Here is a 17703-nt window from a genome sequence, read left to right on the forward strand (position 1 = left end):
GTTCGCATTTTTGAGGGCACCGAAGTCCTCGATATTGACGAAACCCAGCCTGCGCTGATCCGGACCGCCAAGGGGAACGTAAGGGCCGACCATGTTGTGCTGGCCTGCAATGGCTATCTTGGCAATCTCAACCGGACTGTCGCGGCCCGTGTCATGCCCATCAACAACTTCATCGCAGCGACCGAACCCCTTGGCACCGAAGCTGCGCGGGTCCTGACTCAGGATGTCGCGGTCGCGGATACCAAGTTCGTGGTGAACTATTTCCGCCTCAGCGCCGATGGCCGGCTTCTGTTCGGTGGCGGCGAAAGTTATGGCTATCGTTTTCCTGCGGATGTCGCGGCGAAGGTCCGCAAGCCGATGACCGAGATTTTCCCACATCTGCGCGATGTCAAAATCGACTACGCATGGGGTGGAACTCTGGCCATTACCATGCGGCGGATGCCTTATCTGGTTCGTATCGCACCCAATATTCTGTCTGCTTCCGGCTATTCCGGCCATGGTGTAGGCACCGCGATCCACGCCGGGCAACTGATGGCACTGGCCATTCAGGGGCAGGCAGAAGGGTTCGATACAATGGCCCGCGTGCCAACCCTGCCTTTCCCCGGCGGTTCCGCCCTGCGCAACCCGCTGCTCGTGCTGGCAATGACATGGTTCGCCATGCGAGACCGGCTTGGGATCTGATCCACGTGACTTGTGACAAATTGGTAAATTTCCGCTGGCGCGGCGATTGAGGGCTTGGATTGCCACCTGAATAGCTTTATCTTTACCAAAGATAGAATTCGGGAAATCCAAATATGACGCTTCCACCAAACGTTCATGACGCCGAACCCATCCCAGAAGCAGCAAAAGAAGCCATCGACGCCCTGATGCAGTCGGGCGACTTGTTTCGCTATACCGCCCCGCAAGATGCCCCGGTGGCTTTGCTGGAGGCCGAGTTTGCCGAACTGCTGGGCACAAAATACGCTCTCGCTGTTTCATCCTGCTCTGCTGCGCTGTTCCTGTCGCTCAAGGCACTGGGTCTGCCGCGCGATGCGCGCGTCCTGATCCCCGGCTTCACTTTTGCGGCGGTTCCTTCGTCAGTCATCCACGCGGACTGCATTCCGGTTCTGTGCGAAGTAGGCGAGAATTATCGCATCGACATGGCCGATTTCGAGGCCAAGCTCGACAGCGTTCATGCGGTGATCATCAGCCACATGCGCGGCCACACATCTGATATGGACGCGATCATGGCACTTTGTGACGCGCGTGACATCCCGGTGATCGAAGACGCCGCGCATTCGCTGGGCACGACCTGGAATGGCAAAAATATCGGAACCATCGGCAAGGTCGGCTGTTTCTCGTTTCAATCCTACAAGATGATCAATGCGGGCGAAGGCGGTATTCTAATCTCAAACGATGCTGATCTGGTGGCTCGTGCCGTCATCATGTCGGGCGCGTACGAACATAACTGGAAGAAACACAAAGGACCGCACGGCGACAACTCGCCCGAGTTGGAAGAGGCCTTCGTCCGCTGGCAGAACAAGCTGCCGCTTTATAACCTGCGTTTGAACAACCTGAGCGCCGCTGTGATCCGCCCGCAGATCCCAGAACTGGCCCGTCGTGTTCGCGACGGTCTGGCGAACCACGACTATGTTGCCGGACGCTTGAATACCTCACCGCATATCGACGTACCAGCGCCACTGCCCCCCGAGCAGCGCGCACCAGATTCGATTCAGTTCAATCTGGTTGGGTTGCAGGAGCACGAGATTCGCGCATTTGCCGCCGCAGCCGAGGCGCGCGGCGTCAAAGTTCAGGTCTTTGGCCTGAGTCAGGACAATGCACGCGCCTTCTGGAACTGGCAATTCCTGCCGGAAACCTTCGAACTGCCGCAAACACGTGACATGCTGATGAAAGCGTGTGACGTCCGACTGCCCGTACGCCTGACACGCGCAGAGTTGGACGTGATCGCGGATATTCTGCTGGCTGCCGTCGGCGAAGTGACCGGCCCAATGCCGGTCTACGGCACCTGAGACTAAAACTGGCCCACTTAATTGGTGGGCCTCTTACTCGGGCTCAATTCAATTCAGCTTTGAAAGCTTCTGTTGTAGTTCAGCTAACTGCTTCTTGATATCGTCAAGATCCTCTTTCGGCTTTGACTTTTCGCTTTCCTTCTCTGGCGAGGACCATCTGCCAGACAACCCACCTGTCATAGCCTTCAAAAATGCCTGCTGCTGCGCTTGCAACGCGTCAAAACCCGGCATCTGAGACATCGGGTTCATGGCATTCATGTTTTCCATCATCTTGCTTTGGCTTTCGCGCAGCATCTCGAACGAGCTTTGCAGGAATTGCGGCATCATGCCTCCGCCCGGCAGCATGTAACTGCGCACCAGGTCGTTAAGAACATTGACAGGCAGCACATTCTCGCCGCGGCTTTCATGTTCAGCAATGATTTGCAGCAGATACTGCCGTGTCAGGTCGTCGCCGGACTTCAGGTCGATAATCTGTACTTCGCGCCCGTCGCGGATGAACCCCGCGATATCTTCGAGCGTCACGTAATCGCTGGTCTCGGTGTTATACAGCCGACGGCTGGCATAGCGCTTGATCAGCAGCGGTTTTTCTTGGTCCGACACCGGGTTCCCTCCCCAAGGATGATGCGTTGCAGCACAGGTTATGCGAGTGCAGCACAAAAAGAAAGGGCAGGTCAATGGACCTGCCCAACGCGATTGCACCTATAGGGAGGGTCGGGTGCGTTTCGCTGACTTTTCTTACTTCGCAGCAGCAGCTTTTTTAGCGGCTGTGGTCACGTCATTGGTTGCTTTTTTAACAGCGGCGGATGCTTCTTCCGCAGCTTCTTTACCAGCAGCCATCAGCAGTTCGACGGTTTCGGTCTGAACTTTTTTCGCGATTTCTGCGAAAGCGGCCATGTTCTCGGCTGCAACTTCAGCAGACGCGCTTGCGAAATCGGTTGCTGCTTTTGCGTAGTCGGCAGGCTCTGCCTTGGCTTTCGACATCTCGGTCAGTTTAGCCAGCGTGTCTTTGGTCCATTTGCTCGAGATCTCTGCCGATTTCTCAGCTGCTTCCAGAGCAACGCCCGACAGCTTCTCGTTCAGCGAGGCGGTCGATTTGAATGCGCCTTCCATTGCGGTTGTGTCCACAGGGAATGCACCCATCATGTCTTTCATGATCGCGGTAAAGTCTTGGGTCTTAGCCATTGTCTTAATCCTTTTAGCCAGTCCGGGCCCACCCCGGGTTTCATCAGCTTGAGGACAATATGATTGCTGCAACGCAGCATTGCAAGTTTTTTTTGCTGCGCTGCAGAAATAATTAAGTTTCAGAATGAAATCAGGCGTTTGGTTTTGCCACTACATACGTTCCGGGTGCAGCAGCTAGGCTCGGGTGCTTCGAATCGCCCGGTTCACGGGCCGGTACCTGCTTGCCTGAACGTTTCTTCAGCCACGCATCCCACATGGGCCACCATGACCCTTCATGAAAATCGGCTTCCTTTAACCAGGTGGCGGCGTCTGGTTTCAAATCCGGGTTGGTGTAATGCCCGTACTTTTTCTTGCTGGGTGGGTTCACGATACCCGCAATATGACCCGACTCGGAAACCACGAAAGTTTTTGATCGCGAGCCCATCTTTTGCACACCGCGATAACAATCTTTCCACGCCGCGATGTGATCGGTTTCGCATGTGATGGCCATCAGGGGCACATCAACGTCACCAAGCTTCAGCTTATGCCCCAGCAACTCAAAGCCATCGGTGGCGAATTCGTTGCGCTGGCATAACCCACGCAAGTACTCAACCGCCATTTTCGCAGGCAGGTTGGCCCCGTCTCCGTTCCAGTAGAGCAAATCAAAGGCCGGGGGCACTTCACCCATCATATAGCTGCGAATGGCCGGGCCATAAATCAGGTCACGTGATCTCAGGAATGACATTGTGCGCGCCATGATCCACGACCGCAGAACACCTTCCTTTTTCACTTCTTCTTCGATTCCGTCGATAAAATCGTTTTGAAGGAAAGGCGTGAACTCTCCCTGATCGGAAAAATCCGTCAATGCGGTGAACAGAGTCGCCGATTTGACCGACTTGTCTCCTCGTTGTTTCAGCAGTGACAGCGTCAGGCTCAGGGTGGTGCCCGCGATGCAATACCCCACAGCGTTGACCTGTTTGACCTTGCAAATCTTCTTGGCCGTCTCGATTGCAGTCAGGAAACCATCCTGAATGTAGTCTTCCATGCCTGTTTCGGCATAGCTTTCGTCCGGATTGACCCAGCTCACAACAAACAGGGTATATCCCTGCTCGGTGATCCATTTGATCATGCTGTTCTGGGCTTTCAGGTCCAGGATATAGAACTTGTTGATCCAGGGCGGGAACAGGACAATCGGGGTCTCGTAGACCGTTTCGGTCGCCGGCTTGTACTGAATCAGTTCCATCATCCGGTTGCGAAAAACCACCTCCCCCGGCGTCGTCGCCAGGTTACCGCCGACCTCAAAGGCACTTTCATCTGCCAGTTTGACGACCAGTTCTCCATTATTGGCCTCAAGATCTGACACAAGGTTTTCCAACCCCTTGATCAGTGACTGGCCCTCGGTTTCGACCGCTTTTTGCAAGGCATCCGGGTTGGTCGCCAGGAAATTTGTCGGCGCCATCATGTCGACGATTTGTTGCGAGAAATACTGCAGCCGCCTTTTGTCCTTGGCATCCAGATCGTCCACGGACGCAACAGCCTGCGCGATCGCTTGCGCATTGGTCTGGTATTGCTGGCGGATCAGACGGAAATAGGGGTTAGTTTCCCAAAGGGGGTTCGAAAATCGCTTGTCTTCTGGCTTGGGTGCTTCGTCTTCCGCGTCAGACGCAGTCAGCGCTTTCTGCGCCTCGGCAAAGTTCAGCACTGACTTGCCCCAGAATTCTATCTGCTGTTCCAGTAATTTGGCGGGATTTTGCCAAGCCTCCGCCCAATAGGCACTTGCTGCCCGTGCGAAAAGCTCTTGATTCGGGCCGTCCAGCGCGGGAGTGTGGGGCCGTTTTACAGCCATGACCTCAATCAGGCGCTTCGATAACTTCTCGACCTTATCCATATTTTCTTTAAGGCGTTCAATGTGTTCTTCGGATACGTCTGGCATGTGGTCTTCACTAGTTGTCATTTTAACAATTCCCCCCTAACCTCGCTGCTATGCAGAATAACGTCGTGGGTGCTGGGGGGCAAAGCGACGAATGGTCCGAACTATCAGGCTGACACTCAGGAGGCCCCGTTTATGCGCTATATGATGACCTACGACCTGATGGAAACTGCGCGAAACACCAACCAATGGCTTGGTGCAACCGCCAGCGCGATGGCGTCCTATCCGATGTTTTCGATGGTGCCGAACCCCGCATTCAACTGGATGGCCGCCTGGGGCGAGGTTACCGAGCGTACGTTCCAGCGGATGGTTGCAAAGCCCGATTGGGGTATTCGCACGTTCACCTGCGAAGATGGCAAGGATCATCTGGTTGAAATCACGACTGTTCTGGAACGCCCTTTTGGTGATCTGGTACATTTCCGCGTCAATGGCCGGAAAGAACAACCCCGCAAAGTGCTGTTGGTTGCCCCAATGTCCGGGCACTATGCAACGTTGCTGCGCTCGACGGTCAAAAGCCTTCTGGTCAATTGCGAAGTCTACATCACAGATTGGCATAATGCGCGCGATATCCCTGTGTCCGCAGGTAAATTCGATGTCGAAGACTACACGCTCTACCTTGTCGATTTTATGAAAGAGCTTGGACCGGACACCCATGTTGTTGCCGTTTGCCAACCTGCGCCTCTGACATTGGCCGCAACGGCATACCTGGCCGAAATCGAACCCAAAGCGCAGCCAAGCACTCTGACACTGATTGGTGGCCCCGTCGATCCGGACGCAACGCCGACCGATGTGACAGACTTTGGCCGTCGCGTCACCATGGGCCAGTTGGAAGAAACAATGATTCAGCGCGTTGGCTTCAAGTACAAGGGCGTAGGGCGCATGGTCTATCCGGGCCTGCTGCAATTGGCCTCGTTCATGTCCATGAATGCAGATCGTCACTCCAAAGCGTTTTCCGACCAGATTCAGCGCGTCATGCGGGACGAAGCCTCGGATCAGGATGCCCATAACCGCTTCTACGACGAATACCTGGCCGTGATGGACATGACTGCCGAGTTCTATCTTTCGACGGTCGAGCGGGTCTTCAAGAATCGAGAGATTGCGAGAAACGAGTTCGTGGTCGCGGGTCACAAGGTGGACATCAGTAAGATTACTGATGTTGCGGTGAAGACTGTCGAAGGTGCAAATGATGACATCTCTGCACCCGGCCAGTGTATTGCCGCGCTGGATTTGTGCACCGGCCTGCCCGACAGCAAAAAGGCAAGCCACGTTGAACACGGCGCCGGTCACTATGGTATCTTCGCAGGCCGCAGCTGGCGCGACAACATTCGTCCTCTTGTGATTGATTTCATGAACGAAAATGCGCGAAAACCAAACCGTCGCGCGGCCAATTCCAACAAGGTTGCCTAACCGAAATGAGTGGGTCAGCGCAAAATGGCCTTACCTTTTCCTGCCAATGCGGCAACTTGCAGGGACGCATTTCACCCCGCGGTGTTCAGCAAGGGACACATGTTGAGTGTTTCTGTCACGATTGCCGTGCCGCTCAACTATATTTCAAGCAACCCGACCCTGCACCTGCGCCTGTCGAGATTTTTCAGATCGCACCGGATGAGATCGAAATCAGCACCGGAAGTCAGTATCTTGCGGCGATGCAACTCAGCCCCAAGGGCATGCTGCGTTGGTACGCCAGTTGCTGTAACGCACCTTTGGCGGCAACGCCCAAAACCGCGAAACTCCCGTTTGCTGGCGTTATCGTCGGCCGGGTTGCGGGTGGAGCTTCGGCGCTGGGACCCGTCACGACACGTGGGTTTGTTCCCCAACTGGACGGAAAGCAAAAGCACGAAAATCCCGGCCCCGTTATTTTTGGACTGTTGCGCAGGGCCGTCGGATCGCGCCTGTCTGGGCGATGGAAGAACACACCGTTTTTCGACCAAAAAACTGGTAAACCCGTAGTGACGCCAACTGTCATTTCAAAGACCGAACGCGCGACGCTTTACCAGTAATCAAACCGTTGCTGGGCGTCCAACCAGGTTTGCAGCGCCTCATTGACGATGTCGGGCGTTTCGAGGGTCAGCAAGTGACCGGCCTTTTCAATAACCAGCAGTTCCGCTCCGGGAATGAGCTCTGCCATGAAAGAATGTCGTTTAACCGGTGTCAGAGTGTCATGCGCACCGCACAGAACCAACGTGGGCACCTTGATGCGGCGCAATGCGGCCTGTTGATCCGGGCGGCGTTGCAGGGCACGCATCTGACGCACGAAGGTTTCAACACCCAAATCCTGTGCCATTGCCAACAAGCCGTTCAGGATGGGAATACGCTGCGGGCCCGGTGCCAGCGTGTTGGACCCCACAAGTTTCCGCATGACCTCCTCCAACCGGCCACCCTGCGCGCCAATGATCAGGTCTTCGCGACCGGCAGCCATTTGAGGCGTGTCCGCCTGCGCATCAGTTGCCATCAGGCACAGGCGTGACACACGTTCCGGGGCCCGGCGGATCAGCTCTAACGCCACCACACCACCCATGCTTAAACCAGCCAGTGCAAACCGATGTGGAAGTTGGTCCAATAGACCCGAGGCTATCTCTTCGATACGCTCACCTGCTGAGATTGGCGCAACGGTTACGGGTCGCGTCTGCGAAAACACCTCGATCTGAGGGCGATACAGTCGGGCATCGCACATCAGTCCAGGTAGCAGTACCAGCGGCTCGATCACACGGGGCCTCCATATGCTCGGTATTCCGAGCCCTTGGGTTTGTAGTCAGGTTGAGAGTTTATCACATTCCAACAAGCGGAACGTCACGGATAGGCGATTGCCCGAAAAGCTGGAAAGTCAGCATAGCGGGACCGCCGTGAAGCCGCACTTTCCTCGGGCTCAGCGCCCGGTTTCAGAAGGCATCCGCGTGGCGCAATGTAGCTGTCAATCCGGCGCTGCGGTTTAGGGCGCCACACCAGATTAAAAGCGCAAAGTTTCGGAAAAAACCAGATCTCGGAATAATCCAGGTGATCATGCATCCACCATGCCAGATCGCGCCAATCCCTGCCCTGCGCATGCTGATCCGCAAACCACGGAATTACAACAGACGCCCCGGCAATCCGCGCATCCCCGTCCCCACGATCCCAGATGTGGCATTCCAACGGGTGATCATTCCGGGCGCAGTTCAGTTTGTTTTCATTGCCAAACCTGTTTAGCGACGGTGAGCGATAGCCCGAGCGCACGGCGATCCTGCCAAAGGTCTCTTCCAGAGGGTCCAGCAGAGTTTCACAGAACGCACGTCCTGTCTCGATAGCCAGTTCCGGGTTGTCTGGAATGTTCTGTTTCTGGTGAAAGTTCCCGATCTCGGAATAGAGGAAATCGCGCATGAAGAAATACCGGGACAGACGAACGCGCCCCAACGTCTCAAGGCTCCACATACTGCCCGGCTTTCGCATCGTCCCACGACCCGAGGCCGCCATCATTCCACCCCCAGCCCTTTTAGCCAATCCAGAATACCGTCCACAGCCGCGTCGGTCTGCCCTGGAGACATCAGGCGGCCAGCTATGACATGAGATGACGGATCATCCTCGGGGCCCATTGTCACCAGTTTGACGGATGTTGGCGCACCCCACACTTTGGCGACCTCGTGGGTTCGGTCAGGGCGCACCACCTGATCGTTGTCCGAGAACCAGAACAGCACGGGCACCAGGGCATTCGAGAAATCCAGCGCATAGACTTTCTCAACCAGAACGGACATCGGCACGACCGACTCCCACGGATAGACAGTAGACCAATACTTGTTCTTTTCCGGGTCTGGCCCCGATACATCGCGTTCGTCCCCCATCAGGACCGGTAACCAATCCCTTGCCCATGGCAAAGTGGGGATCCATGCCGCGGCCGTATTGACCCCGAAGTTCGGAGAGACAAAGACCATGCCGACAACGTCTTCGCTGAGGCTGGTATCCAAAGCAGCGGCGGCTGCAAGCGTCGCACCGGTCGACGTTGAGATCACAATCACCTTGTCCCCAACAGCACGTGCGGCTGCCAATCCCTCGGCAGTGTCCAGCATCCAGCCCGAGGCAGTGCCTTCTGCCATGGCTGATCCGGTTCGCCCATGACCTTGCAAACGCGTGTACACCAGATTGACCCCCAGCGCGTCTGCCACAAGGTCCGGAACTGGCCGGATTTCCTCGGAACTTGCAGAAAAGCCATGGATGTAAAGAACGGAATACGGGGTGCGCCGCTCGTTATAACCATCCTGCCAGATCACTCGTTTTTCGACACCCGGAACGATATCGTCAAACGCGGCTTCGGTGCTTTCGAAATAAACCTGTACGCCCTCACCAAACTTTCGAGGATCAAAGTTGGGGCTCAGGTTCACCTCTTCGCGCGGGCCAAACCAGTAGATAAGGCCACCAACGGCAATCAACGCAAGGAACAAGCGCCCCAGAAGCCTTCCAAAACGCCGCATCACGCGTCTCCCAACACATCCAGAACCGCCGCCTCGATCATGCCAAGACATGCATCGTCCGAGAACCTGTGATCGGCATCCTTGACCAAAAGAAGCTGCATGTCCGGCCCTGTTGCGTGGTCCAGCAACCGAACGGCCGTTTCAGTCGAAACGGCTGTATCCGCTGTTCCCTGTAGGAAACGAACCTTGAACGGCAGGTTCAACGTGTCGCGCAGTACAAGGCGCTGCCGCCCATCTTCGATCATCCGTTTGGTAACGATGTAAGGTTCCATGTAATCGGACGGCAACTCGACATGCCCGTCAGTTTCCAGGGCGGCTTTCTGGTTATCGGTGAATGAAGCCCAATAGCCATCTTCCGTGAAATCCGGCGCGGCGGCGATCGTGACCATACCTGCTATCCGGTCCGGCATGGCCTTGGCCAGCAAAAGCGCCTGCCACCCCCCCATGGACGAGCCGACAACGATCAGCGGCCCCTTGGTCAAGGCATCGACCGCAGCAACAGTGTCCTCATGCCAATCCCCAATGCACCCATCCGTGAACGCGCCAGAGCTTTCGCCATGGCCGGAATAATCAAACCGCAAAAAGGCCCGCCCCCGCGCCTGCGCCCAAGCTTCCAGATGGACTGCCTTGGTGCCTTCCATATCCGACATGAGCCCACCCAGAAAAACGATGGTCGGCCCTGCCCCTTCGGTCTTGTGATAAGCCAGTCGCCGCCCCTGCGGCGTCTCCAGAAAATTCGTCGCTGCCATGAAACCTTCTTTCCTTTTTACTGCATCATGCACGCCCCACCCCCGAGTGCAATTCCGCCCACTTCATCTTTTTTCAAATACTCTGGGGAGCGCGAGGGGCTGGCCCCTCGCCCCTACACTTGACACAGGCATATCCACCTGCCACATCAGCCAGACGCAAATAACCCGCAACCGGGCGTTCAGTGGGCGCCAAACCGACGAGGAGAGCCGACATGGCCCTGGATTCAAAATCCGTCTCTCTCACTTTCCCAGATGGCAATGCACGTTCCTATGACGCAGGGGTTACGCCTGCGCAGGTGGCTGCCGATATTTCAAGTTCGCTGGCCAAAAAGGCCATCTCGGCCACCGTTGACGGCAAACACTGGGACCTGCAATGGCCGATCGAAGCCGATGCGCAAATTGCCATCCACACCATGAAGGATGACACGCAGGCCAACGAACTGATCCGCCACGATCTGGCCCACATCATGGCCCGCGCTGTGCAGGAGATCTGGCCTGCGACCAAGGTCACCATCGGCCCCGTTATCGAAAACGGCTGGTATTATGACTTCGACCGGGAAGAACCGTTCACGCCCGAAGATCTTGGCCTCATCGAGAAAAAGATGAAAGAGATCATTAACAAGCGCGACCCAGTCACCACCGAGGTTTGGGACCGCGAGCGGGCCATCGAGTTCTACAAGGCCAACAATGAGCCCTATAAGGTTGAGCTGATCGAAGCCATTCCCGGGGATGAGCCGTTGCGCATGTACTGGCACGGCCACTGGCAGGATTTGTGCCGCGGTCCGCATCTGCAACATACCGGTCAGGTTCCCGGTGATGCGTTCAAGCTGATGTCCATCGCCGGTGCCTATTGGCGCGGCGACAGCAACCGCGCGATGCTGCAACGCATCTACGGCGTGGCCTTCACCGGCAAGGAAAAGCTGAAAGACCACCTGCATATGCTGGAAGAGGCCGCAAAGCGCGACCACCGCAAACTGGGCCGCGAGATGGACCTGTTTCACATGCAGGAAGAAGCCCCCGGTCAGATCTTCTGGCACCCCAATGGCTGGTCCATCTACACCCAGTTGCAGGACTACATGCGCCGTCAGCAGCGCAAGGGTGGGTATGTTGAGGTAAACACGCCGCAAGTCGTTGACCGCAAACTGTGGGAAGCATCGGGCCATTGGGACAAGTATCAGGAAAACATGTTCATCGTCGAAGTGGACGAAGAACATGCGCGCGAAAAGGCGATCAACGCCCTGAAGCCGATGAACTGCCCCTGCCATGTGCAGATTTTCAATCAGGGCCTGAAATCCTATCGCGACCTGCCGCTGCGCATGGCCGAATTCGGATCGTGCAACCGCTATGAGCCGTCGGGCGCATTGCACGGCATTATGCGTGTGCGTGGTTTTACACAGGATGATGGCCACATTTTCTGCACCGAGGATCAGATTGAATCCGAGACTGCCGAGTTCATTCGCTTCCTGTCCGAGATCTACAAAGACCTCGGGTTCGAGAACTTTTCGGTCAAATTTTCGGATAGGCCCGAGAAGCGCTCTGGATCGGACGAAGTGTGGGACAAAGCCGAAGCTGCTTTGCTCAGCGCGACCCGTGCGGCTGGGATCGAACCGGAGCTAAACCCCGGTGAAGGTGCATTTTATGGTCCGAAGCTTGAATTTGTTCTGACCGACGCAATCGGCCGGGATTGGCAATGCGGAACGCATCAGGTGGACTTTGTTCTGCCCGAACGGCTGGACGCCACCTATATCGGCGCCGACGGGGCCAAGCACCGCCCGGTCATGCTGCACCGCGCAACACTTGGTTCGTTCGAACGCTTCATCGGTATCTTGATCGAGGAACACGCAGGCAAATTGCCGTTCTGGCTGGCCCCGCGTCAGGTCGTCGTCGCGTCCATCACGTCCGACGCGGACGACTATGTCACCGAAGTGGTCGAAACCCTGCGTGCTGCGGGTGTGCGGGCCGAGGCCGACATCCGTAATGAAAAGATCAACTACAAGGTCCGCGAGCATTCGGTCGGCAAAGTACCTGTAATTCTGGCCGTCGGTCACCGCGAAGTTGACGAACGCACCGTAAGCGTGCGGCGACTGGGTGAAAAACAGACCCAGGTACAACCGCTTGATGTTGTAACAAAAGAGCTGGCACACGCCGCCACCCCGCCAGATCTGCTGTAACAAACAGCACCATTTCCAAAAAAATCCGACCCCTACTAAGGGGTCGGATTGTAACATTTCACCCTTTCTTCATCAAAAACAGTGTATTACGCTGCAAGGGGGCAGGCCGCCCCATGACGCGCTTGTGAGACACGGGCTCGTGAATTCAACTCTGCCCACCAAGCCACTACCTTTGTCATTGTCACAAGCAGACATACCCAGTCATCAAGAGGATTACCGAGATGTCGAACACAGCTAAGTCCCTGGTTATCGCAACCGCAGTCGCAGCCGCCGTATCGGGTGTCGCAACCACAGCAAGCGCACAGGCAAAAGAAAAGTGCTATGGCGTATCGCTGGCCGGTCAGAACGACTGTGCCGCAGGCCCCGGCACCACCTGCGCGGGCACCTCGACCGTTGATTATCAGGGCAACGCATGGACCCTGGTTGATGCAGGCACCTGCGCCGACATCGAATTGCCTGCGGAAGCAAACGGCACACCGCGCAAAGGTTCGCTGGAAGCGCTTGACCGCGACCTGCCGGCATAAGACTGGCCTGACGATTTCGAGGGGCGGGCACCTTCGCCCGCCCTTTCCCTTTCGTGATCAAGGAACTGGCCCCATGTTGGATGACACCCACCGGTCAAACCGCTTGCCCGCAGCGCCGGGCGTTGGTTACAAGCCGCAACACTTCGCTCAGATACTTGAACACGCACAGCCCGTCGCATGGTTGGAAATCCATGCCGAGAATTATATGGGCGACGGCGGGCGACCCTTGGCGCAACTGCGCCACCTTTCCGAAAAGTTCCCAATCTCGGTCCATGGCGTTGGCCTGTCCATTGGTGGTGAAGGCGCGCTGGACTCCGATCATTTGGCCCGGTTGAAACATCTGGTCGGTTGGCTGAACCCTGCAAGCTTTTCCGAACATTTGGCCTGGTCTACCCATGACAGCCATTTCTACAACGATCTGCTGCCCCTGCCCTATACCGACGAAACTCTTGCGCGGGTTTGTGAACATATCGATCAGGTGCAGGACACCGTCGGGCGTCAGATGCTGCTGGAAAACCCGTCCAGCTATCTGGCCTTCGAGGAAAGCACCTGGTCCGAACCTGATTTCCTGAGGGAGATTGCCAAGCGCACCGGTTGCGGCTTGTTGCTGGACGTAAACAATGTCTTTGTCTCGGCGACCAATCTGGATTTCTCACCACAAGGCTATATTGACGCCTATCCGATTGAAAAGGTGTCGGAAATCCACCTTGGCGGCCATGATGAGGATGAAGACGATCACGGTCATCCGCTGCTGATCGACAGTCACGGACGTGAAGTGGTCGATCCGGTGTGGGCCCTGCTGGATTATGTGCTGGAGCGTTCGGGGCCAAAACCCGTTCTGATCGAATGGGACACTGATGTGCCTGATTGGCCCGTTCTGCGGGATGAGGCCATTCGCGCGCAAACCGCATTGGACCGGATACCGGTATGAGCGTTTCTCAATCTGAATTCCGCGCGGCCATGATGGATGCGTCAGCGCCCGTTCCCGGTGGATTGCTGGACGGCGGTGCGCGACCGGCCGGTCGCAGATTCAGCGTTTACCGCAACAACGTTGCGGTGTCGCTGACCGAAGCGATGCATCAGGCGTTTCCTGTGATTGCCAAATTGCTAGGGGCGCAGAACATGGATGGGTTGGCCGGGATTTTCCTGCGTCAGCACCCGCCCTCCTCTCCGCTGATGATGTTTTATGGCGAGGCGTTTCCTGATTTTCTGGCAGGAATGCCCCAACTTGCCCATCTTGGATACCTGCCGGACGTGGCCCGGTTGGAGATTGCCTTGCGCAAGTCCTACCACGCCGCCGACAGCGAACCTGCACCGGCAGATGTTCTAGCCGTCGAACCCGAACAGGTCATGCAGGCCCGGTTGCAGTTTGCACCGGCCATGCAGGTGATCCGCTCGGATTGGCCAATTTTCGCGATCTGGCGATTTAACAGCGAAGAGAACGCACCGAAACCGAATGCCGGTGCAGAGGACGTGTTGATCACACGCGCCGAGTTCGATCCCACACCCAATCCACTTCCGGCGGGTGGTGCAGACTGGATCGCCTGTATGCAGAACGGCGACACAATCGGTGACGCATATGAAAAAACGACTGCCAAACTGCCTGAATTTGATCTTGGAACCACTCTGGCACTGCTGTTGCAGGGCGGTGCAATAACCTCTGTGACTATCGAAAGGCCCGAGACATGACTGCTTTGATCTCAACCTACAATAACACCATGGGAAAACTGGACCTTGCCTCTGGCTGGTTGACCCCTACGCTGGCACGGCTGGTCTTTGTTGCGGTTCTTCTGGTCTATTACTGGAACTCGGCCATGCTGAAGATCGACGGGTCAATCTTTTCGCCTTCGGCAGGTGCCTTTGGTCAGATATTCCCCAAAGCGGCCGAGGCTGTTCTGTATGACGTGTCCCAGATGACGTTCTTCCAACGCATCGTCATCTTCATGGGAACGGTTGCCGAATTTGTGCTACCGGCACTTCTTCTGGTTGGGCTGTTCTCGCGTCTGGCGGCTTTGGGCATGATCGGTTTTATCTGGGTGCAGACCCTTGTCGACGTCACCGGCCATGGCGTGAAACTGGGCAGCCTGTTCGACGCCGCGCCGTCCCTGATGGATCAGCGCACAATGTGGACCTTCCTGATGCTGGTGATCGTCATCAACGGCGCAGGGCCGATCTCGCTCGACCGGATACTGCGCCTTAAGTAACTTAGAAATGCGCCTTGGGCTGGTCCGGTTTTCCCGCGGCCAGCCCAAGTATCCCGGCGATCCCGGCAAACGTGATCGGGAACATGGTGAAAACACCAAAGCCGAACGCGTAGTACATCGCAGCCGCTGACACCAGCAACAAAACCCCGGCAATCAACGCGCGCGCTGGCGCCATGGCCCCACCCGCGATTGCAAGCAAGGGCGCGATAATCGAAATGGCTTGCACCATATCGGGATTGTCGACCTGGCTTAGAACTCCGTCAATCTCGCCGACATGGTCAACCACGACCACCTTCGCATAGCCGAAGAACCCGACGATCATACCGATCAACCCGGCGATTACACCCAATAGCATTGCGGCATTACGCATTGAAAATCCTCATTGTTGCTTTCACGCAGATAAGCGCCCGTTCAGGAAATGCCAAGCTGTGCACGGGTTTCAGCTGTCCAACCCAACAACAGCCTGCCATCGACTTCGATCAATGGGCGTTTCATCAGGGTCGGGTGCTCTTTCAAAAGCTCCAAAGGGGCCTTGGCACGCTGGGTTTCGTCCAATCCGCGCCATGTTGTCGATCTGGTATTAAGCAAGTCATTGCCGAACTCGGCAAAGGCCCGGGACAGCACAGAATCCGGAACGCCATTGCTGCGCACATCAGAAAATTTGACGTCTGGCAGCGATTTCAATGCCTTGCGACAGGTGTCACAATTTTTCAACCCATAAAGCTGCATGTCTTTGACGCTCCTGCCCATGCTTTGATTTTAAGCAATCTTGCCCGCTTCTTGCGGTTATTCTTGATTTTTTACTTCACCGTGCAATGTTGAAAAAGGCGAAACACACGAATTGGACTGTTCAGCCAGTGCCAAAACATCTTTTTCGTGGTGACGCTGACCACAGCCCCCACCAATTTGTGGGACAATGCGTAAGTAGAAGGAGACACGGGACATGCCAACCGGCACCGTGAAATGGTTCAATACCACCAAAGGCTATGGATTTATTGCCCCTGACGAAGGGGGCAAAGATGTGTTTGTACATATCTCGGCCGTAGAACGGTCCGGCCTCACCGGACTCGCAGACAACCAAAAAGTTTCGTACGAGTTGCAGGACGGACGCGACGGCCGCCAAATGGCAGCTGATTTGAAACCACTGTAACAATATCCCGCTAAACACGCGGTAGATCAATAAGGATGACGGCCAATTTCCGGCCGTTATCCATCCCCCACCGGTGTCGTTCCATTACCCTCGCGCGGGCTTGGCGTCGGCGTGGGTGTTCCAGTTTTCGCCCATGGCAACGATGCAGGATGTGCCTGTCGCGTAGGTGACAACAATGGTCCAGTCCCCGTGCTGACTTGCCCAGACTTCCATAATCTGTTCCGGCCCGCGAACACCCGATGCGACGCGCCGCGCACCGAACTGCCTTTCCAGTTTCTGGTGCAACCGGGGTGTCGGTTCGCACAAAACCTCAGCTATGGGAGACTTGGCCTGCGCAGGCAAGGCGAGACCAAGAAACAGACATAACAGAGCAAGATCCAAAACGCGCGCCATGGAACAAGTGTAACAATTCCATGACGACACGTATAGACAAAAGCTATGCAGCTTGTCGGTTCTATTTACGAATGATCGCCTCGAACTCACGCCATTCGCGCGCCGTCATCCCGGAGTTTTCTTGCGTGACCGCCTCTCCTGCCAGCATTCGTTGCAGGCTTTCGACCATCTGGGCAGACAGGTTCACCGCACCCAGCCGGTAATCCTCAAACGCCTTATACGCAAACGGCACCCAATCAGCGACGATCTTGCACATCGCTTCGGCATAAACGCGGATTTCATACTGAGCATGCGGGTCGGCCCGCAGGCGCAGGAAGTGGAACAGATTGTGCAGGTCCACCTTCCAATACCACTGCGTATAAACGTTTGCGGGTAGGTTCATGCGGGCCAGTTCACGTGCAAGCCCCTGTTGCCCGTCCTGGCTGATCATGGATTCGTAATTGTCGTAGCAGCGTGTGCTGTCCGCCTTGAGGGTTTCCAATACGCGCGCGGCCTCTTCGCCTTCCAACGCTGCCCCGCGGCCCTGATTGTTCACTTCGGACTGTGCCGCCACATGTTCAGGGGCGGGAATATAAAACTCGCGATCCAGAATTGAATACCGTGCCGAGTATTCATTCACATTGGCGGTTCGGTGCCGGATCCACTGCCGCGCCACGAACACAGGCAATTTCACATGCAATTTGACTTCGCACATTTCGAATGGCGTCGAATGCCAGTGCCGCATCAGATACCGGATCAACCCCTCGTCATTCTGAACGGATTTGGTGCCTTTGCCGTATGAAACGCGCGCAGCCTGACAGATGGCGGCATCGTCCCCCATATAGTCGATCACGCGGACAAAGCCATGATCCAGAACCTGATGCGCCGTGTACAGGTGGTCTTCCATTCCCGCCGAGACAACTCGACGCGTGGGATGCGATTGCGCGCGTTGCGCGTCAATCTCGGCCTGTTGATCAGGGGACAGCGGCATCGA

Annotated in this window: 21 protein-coding genes; 10 read left to right on the forward strand and 11 right to left on the reverse strand. The window is 56.2% G+C overall.

Translation table 11 applies throughout. The annotated features are described in order from the left end of the window. Together AC2FND_RS08125 and AC2FND_RS08130 are read left to right on the forward strand one after the other, a co-directional pair. The coding region (locus AC2FND_RS08125) for an NAD(P)/FAD-dependent oxidoreductase (protein WP_496769028.1) at positions 1-681 on the forward strand (681 nt) is incomplete at its 5' end. A gap of 113 nt (positions 682-794) precedes the next feature. Beyond that, a complete protein-coding gene (locus AC2FND_RS08130; protein ID WP_496769030.1) occupies positions 795-2009 on the forward strand; it encodes a DegT/DnrJ/EryC1/StrS family aminotransferase in 1215 nt (404 codons plus the stop codon). Between the two features lie 48 nt (positions 2010-2057). Here the strand turns inward: AC2FND_RS08130 and phaR are convergent, their stop codons facing one another. The 3 genes from phaR to AC2FND_RS08145 all read right to left on the reverse strand — a co-directional run bounded on the left by phaR (position 2058) and on the right by AC2FND_RS08145 (position 5124). Next, complete coding sequence (gene phaR / locus AC2FND_RS08135) at positions 2058-2609, reverse strand: polyhydroxyalkanoate synthesis repressor PhaR (RefSeq protein ID WP_209503428.1); 552 nt, start codon at positions 2607-2609, stop codon at positions 2058-2060. 135 nt (positions 2610-2744) lie between these two features. Continuing rightward, positions 2745-3191: a phasin family protein gene (locus tag AC2FND_RS08140; RefSeq protein WP_209503426.1), complete on the reverse strand. Its 447-nt coding sequence runs from the start codon at positions 3189-3191 to the stop codon at positions 2745-2747. 130 nt (positions 3192-3321) lie between these two features. Continuing rightward, complete coding sequence (locus AC2FND_RS08145; RefSeq protein ID WP_209596897.1) at positions 3322-5124, reverse strand: PHA/PHB synthase family protein; 1803 nt, start codon at positions 5122-5124, stop codon at positions 3322-3324. A gap of 111 nt (positions 5125-5235) precedes the next feature. Between AC2FND_RS08145 and phaZ the strand changes: the two genes are divergently transcribed. After that, positions 5236-6507, forward strand: coding sequence for a polyhydroxyalkanoate depolymerase (gene phaZ, locus AC2FND_RS08150; protein ID WP_496769031.1), 1272 nt, complete (start codon positions 5236-5238; stop codon positions 6505-6507). 5 nt (positions 6508-6512) lie between these two features. Next, entirely contained in the window at positions 6513-7100 is a 588-nt protein-coding gene (locus tag AC2FND_RS08155; RefSeq protein ID WP_496769033.1) for a DUF6151 family protein, read from the forward strand. Here AC2FND_RS08155 and AC2FND_RS08160 read toward each other — a convergent pair. From AC2FND_RS08160 to AC2FND_RS08175, 4 genes are all read right to left on the reverse strand, one after another. Continuing rightward, complete coding sequence (locus AC2FND_RS08160; protein WP_496769035.1) at positions 7091-7807, reverse strand: alpha/beta fold hydrolase; 717 nt, start codon at positions 7805-7807, stop codon at positions 7091-7093. The genes AC2FND_RS08155 and AC2FND_RS08160 overlap by 10 nt on opposite strands. 83 nt (positions 7808-7890) lie before the next feature. Then, on the reverse strand, positions 7891-8505 hold the full coding sequence (locus AC2FND_RS08165) for a hypothetical protein (RefSeq protein WP_496769089.1): 615 nt from the start codon (positions 8503-8505) through the stop codon (positions 7891-7893). 41 nt (positions 8506-8546) lie between these two features. After that, positions 8547-9539, reverse strand: coding sequence for an alpha/beta hydrolase (locus AC2FND_RS08170; RefSeq protein ID WP_496769037.1), 993 nt, complete (start codon positions 9537-9539; stop codon positions 8547-8549). Further along, positions 9539-10288 carry an alpha/beta fold hydrolase gene (locus AC2FND_RS08175; RefSeq protein ID WP_496769038.1) on the reverse strand — a complete coding sequence of 250 codons (750 nt, stop codon included), beginning with the start codon at positions 10286-10288 and terminating at the stop codon, positions 9539-9541. The genes AC2FND_RS08170 and AC2FND_RS08175 overlap by 1 nt, the downstream gene beginning before the upstream one ends. A 212-nt stretch (positions 10289-10500) precedes the next feature. Here AC2FND_RS08175 and thrS point away from each other — a divergent pair, with 212 nt between their 5' ends. The 5 genes from thrS to AC2FND_RS08200 all read left to right on the forward strand — a co-directional run bounded on the left by thrS (position 10501) and on the right by AC2FND_RS08200 (position 15187). Then, positions 10501-12459, forward strand: a complete 1959-nt coding sequence (gene thrS / locus AC2FND_RS08180) for a threonine--tRNA ligase (RefSeq protein ID WP_496769040.1) — start codon at positions 10501-10503, stop codon at positions 12457-12459. Positions 12460-12680: 221 nt separating this feature from the next. Beyond that, positions 12681-12983 carry a BufA1 family periplasmic bufferin-type metallophore gene (locus tag AC2FND_RS08185; RefSeq protein WP_209503410.1) on the forward strand — a complete coding sequence of 101 codons (303 nt, stop codon included), beginning with the start codon at positions 12681-12683 and terminating at the stop codon, positions 12981-12983. A 73-nt stretch (positions 12984-13056) separates the two neighbouring features. Next, on the forward strand, positions 13057-13914 hold the full coding sequence (gene bufB / locus AC2FND_RS08190; RefSeq protein ID WP_496769042.1) for an MNIO family bufferin maturase: 858 nt from the start codon (positions 13057-13059) through the stop codon (positions 13912-13914). Beyond that, entirely contained in the window at positions 13911-14672 is a 762-nt protein-coding gene (locus AC2FND_RS08195) for an HvfC/BufC family peptide modification chaperone (RefSeq protein ID WP_480484200.1), read from the forward strand. Before bufB ends, AC2FND_RS08195 begins: the two co-directional genes overlap by 4 nt. Beyond that, complete coding sequence (locus tag AC2FND_RS08200; protein ID WP_267365394.1) at positions 14669-15187, forward strand: DoxX family protein; 519 nt, start codon at positions 14669-14671, stop codon at positions 15185-15187. Before AC2FND_RS08195 ends, AC2FND_RS08200 begins: the two co-directional genes overlap by 4 nt. A 1-nt stretch (position 15188) precedes the next feature. On the opposite strand, the gene AC2FND_RS08205 is transcribed toward AC2FND_RS08200, so the two are convergent. Then, a complete protein-coding gene (locus tag AC2FND_RS08205) occupies positions 15189-15557 on the reverse strand; it encodes a hypothetical protein (protein ID WP_267365395.1) in 369 nt (122 codons plus the stop codon). Between the two features lie 41 nt (positions 15558-15598). Beyond that, positions 15599-15916 carry an ArsC/Spx/MgsR family protein gene (locus AC2FND_RS08210; protein WP_496769045.1) on the reverse strand — a complete coding sequence of 106 codons (318 nt, stop codon included), beginning with the start codon at positions 15914-15916 and terminating at the stop codon, positions 15599-15601. A gap of 214 nt (positions 15917-16130) precedes the next feature. On the opposite strand from AC2FND_RS08210, the gene AC2FND_RS08215 reads away from it, so the two are divergent. Beyond that, on the forward strand, positions 16131-16337 hold the full coding sequence (locus AC2FND_RS08215) for a cold-shock protein (RefSeq protein ID WP_008758035.1): 207 nt from the start codon (positions 16131-16133) through the stop codon (positions 16335-16337). An 84-nt stretch (positions 16338-16421) separates the two neighbouring features. Here the strand turns inward: AC2FND_RS08215 and AC2FND_RS08220 are convergent, their stop codons facing one another. Together AC2FND_RS08220 and thyX are read right to left on the reverse strand one after the other, a co-directional pair. Continuing rightward, entirely contained in the window at positions 16422-16730 is a 309-nt protein-coding gene (locus AC2FND_RS08220) for a hypothetical protein (RefSeq protein WP_496769047.1), read from the reverse strand. A 61-nt stretch (positions 16731-16791) separates the two neighbouring features. Then, on the reverse strand, positions 16792-17700 hold the full coding sequence (gene thyX / locus AC2FND_RS08225) for an FAD-dependent thymidylate synthase (protein ID WP_496769048.1): 909 nt from the start codon (positions 17698-17700) through the stop codon (positions 16792-16794). Positions 17701-17703: the final 3 nt, after the last annotated feature.

The organism is Ruegeria sp. BHSB056 (assembly GCF_059613305.1).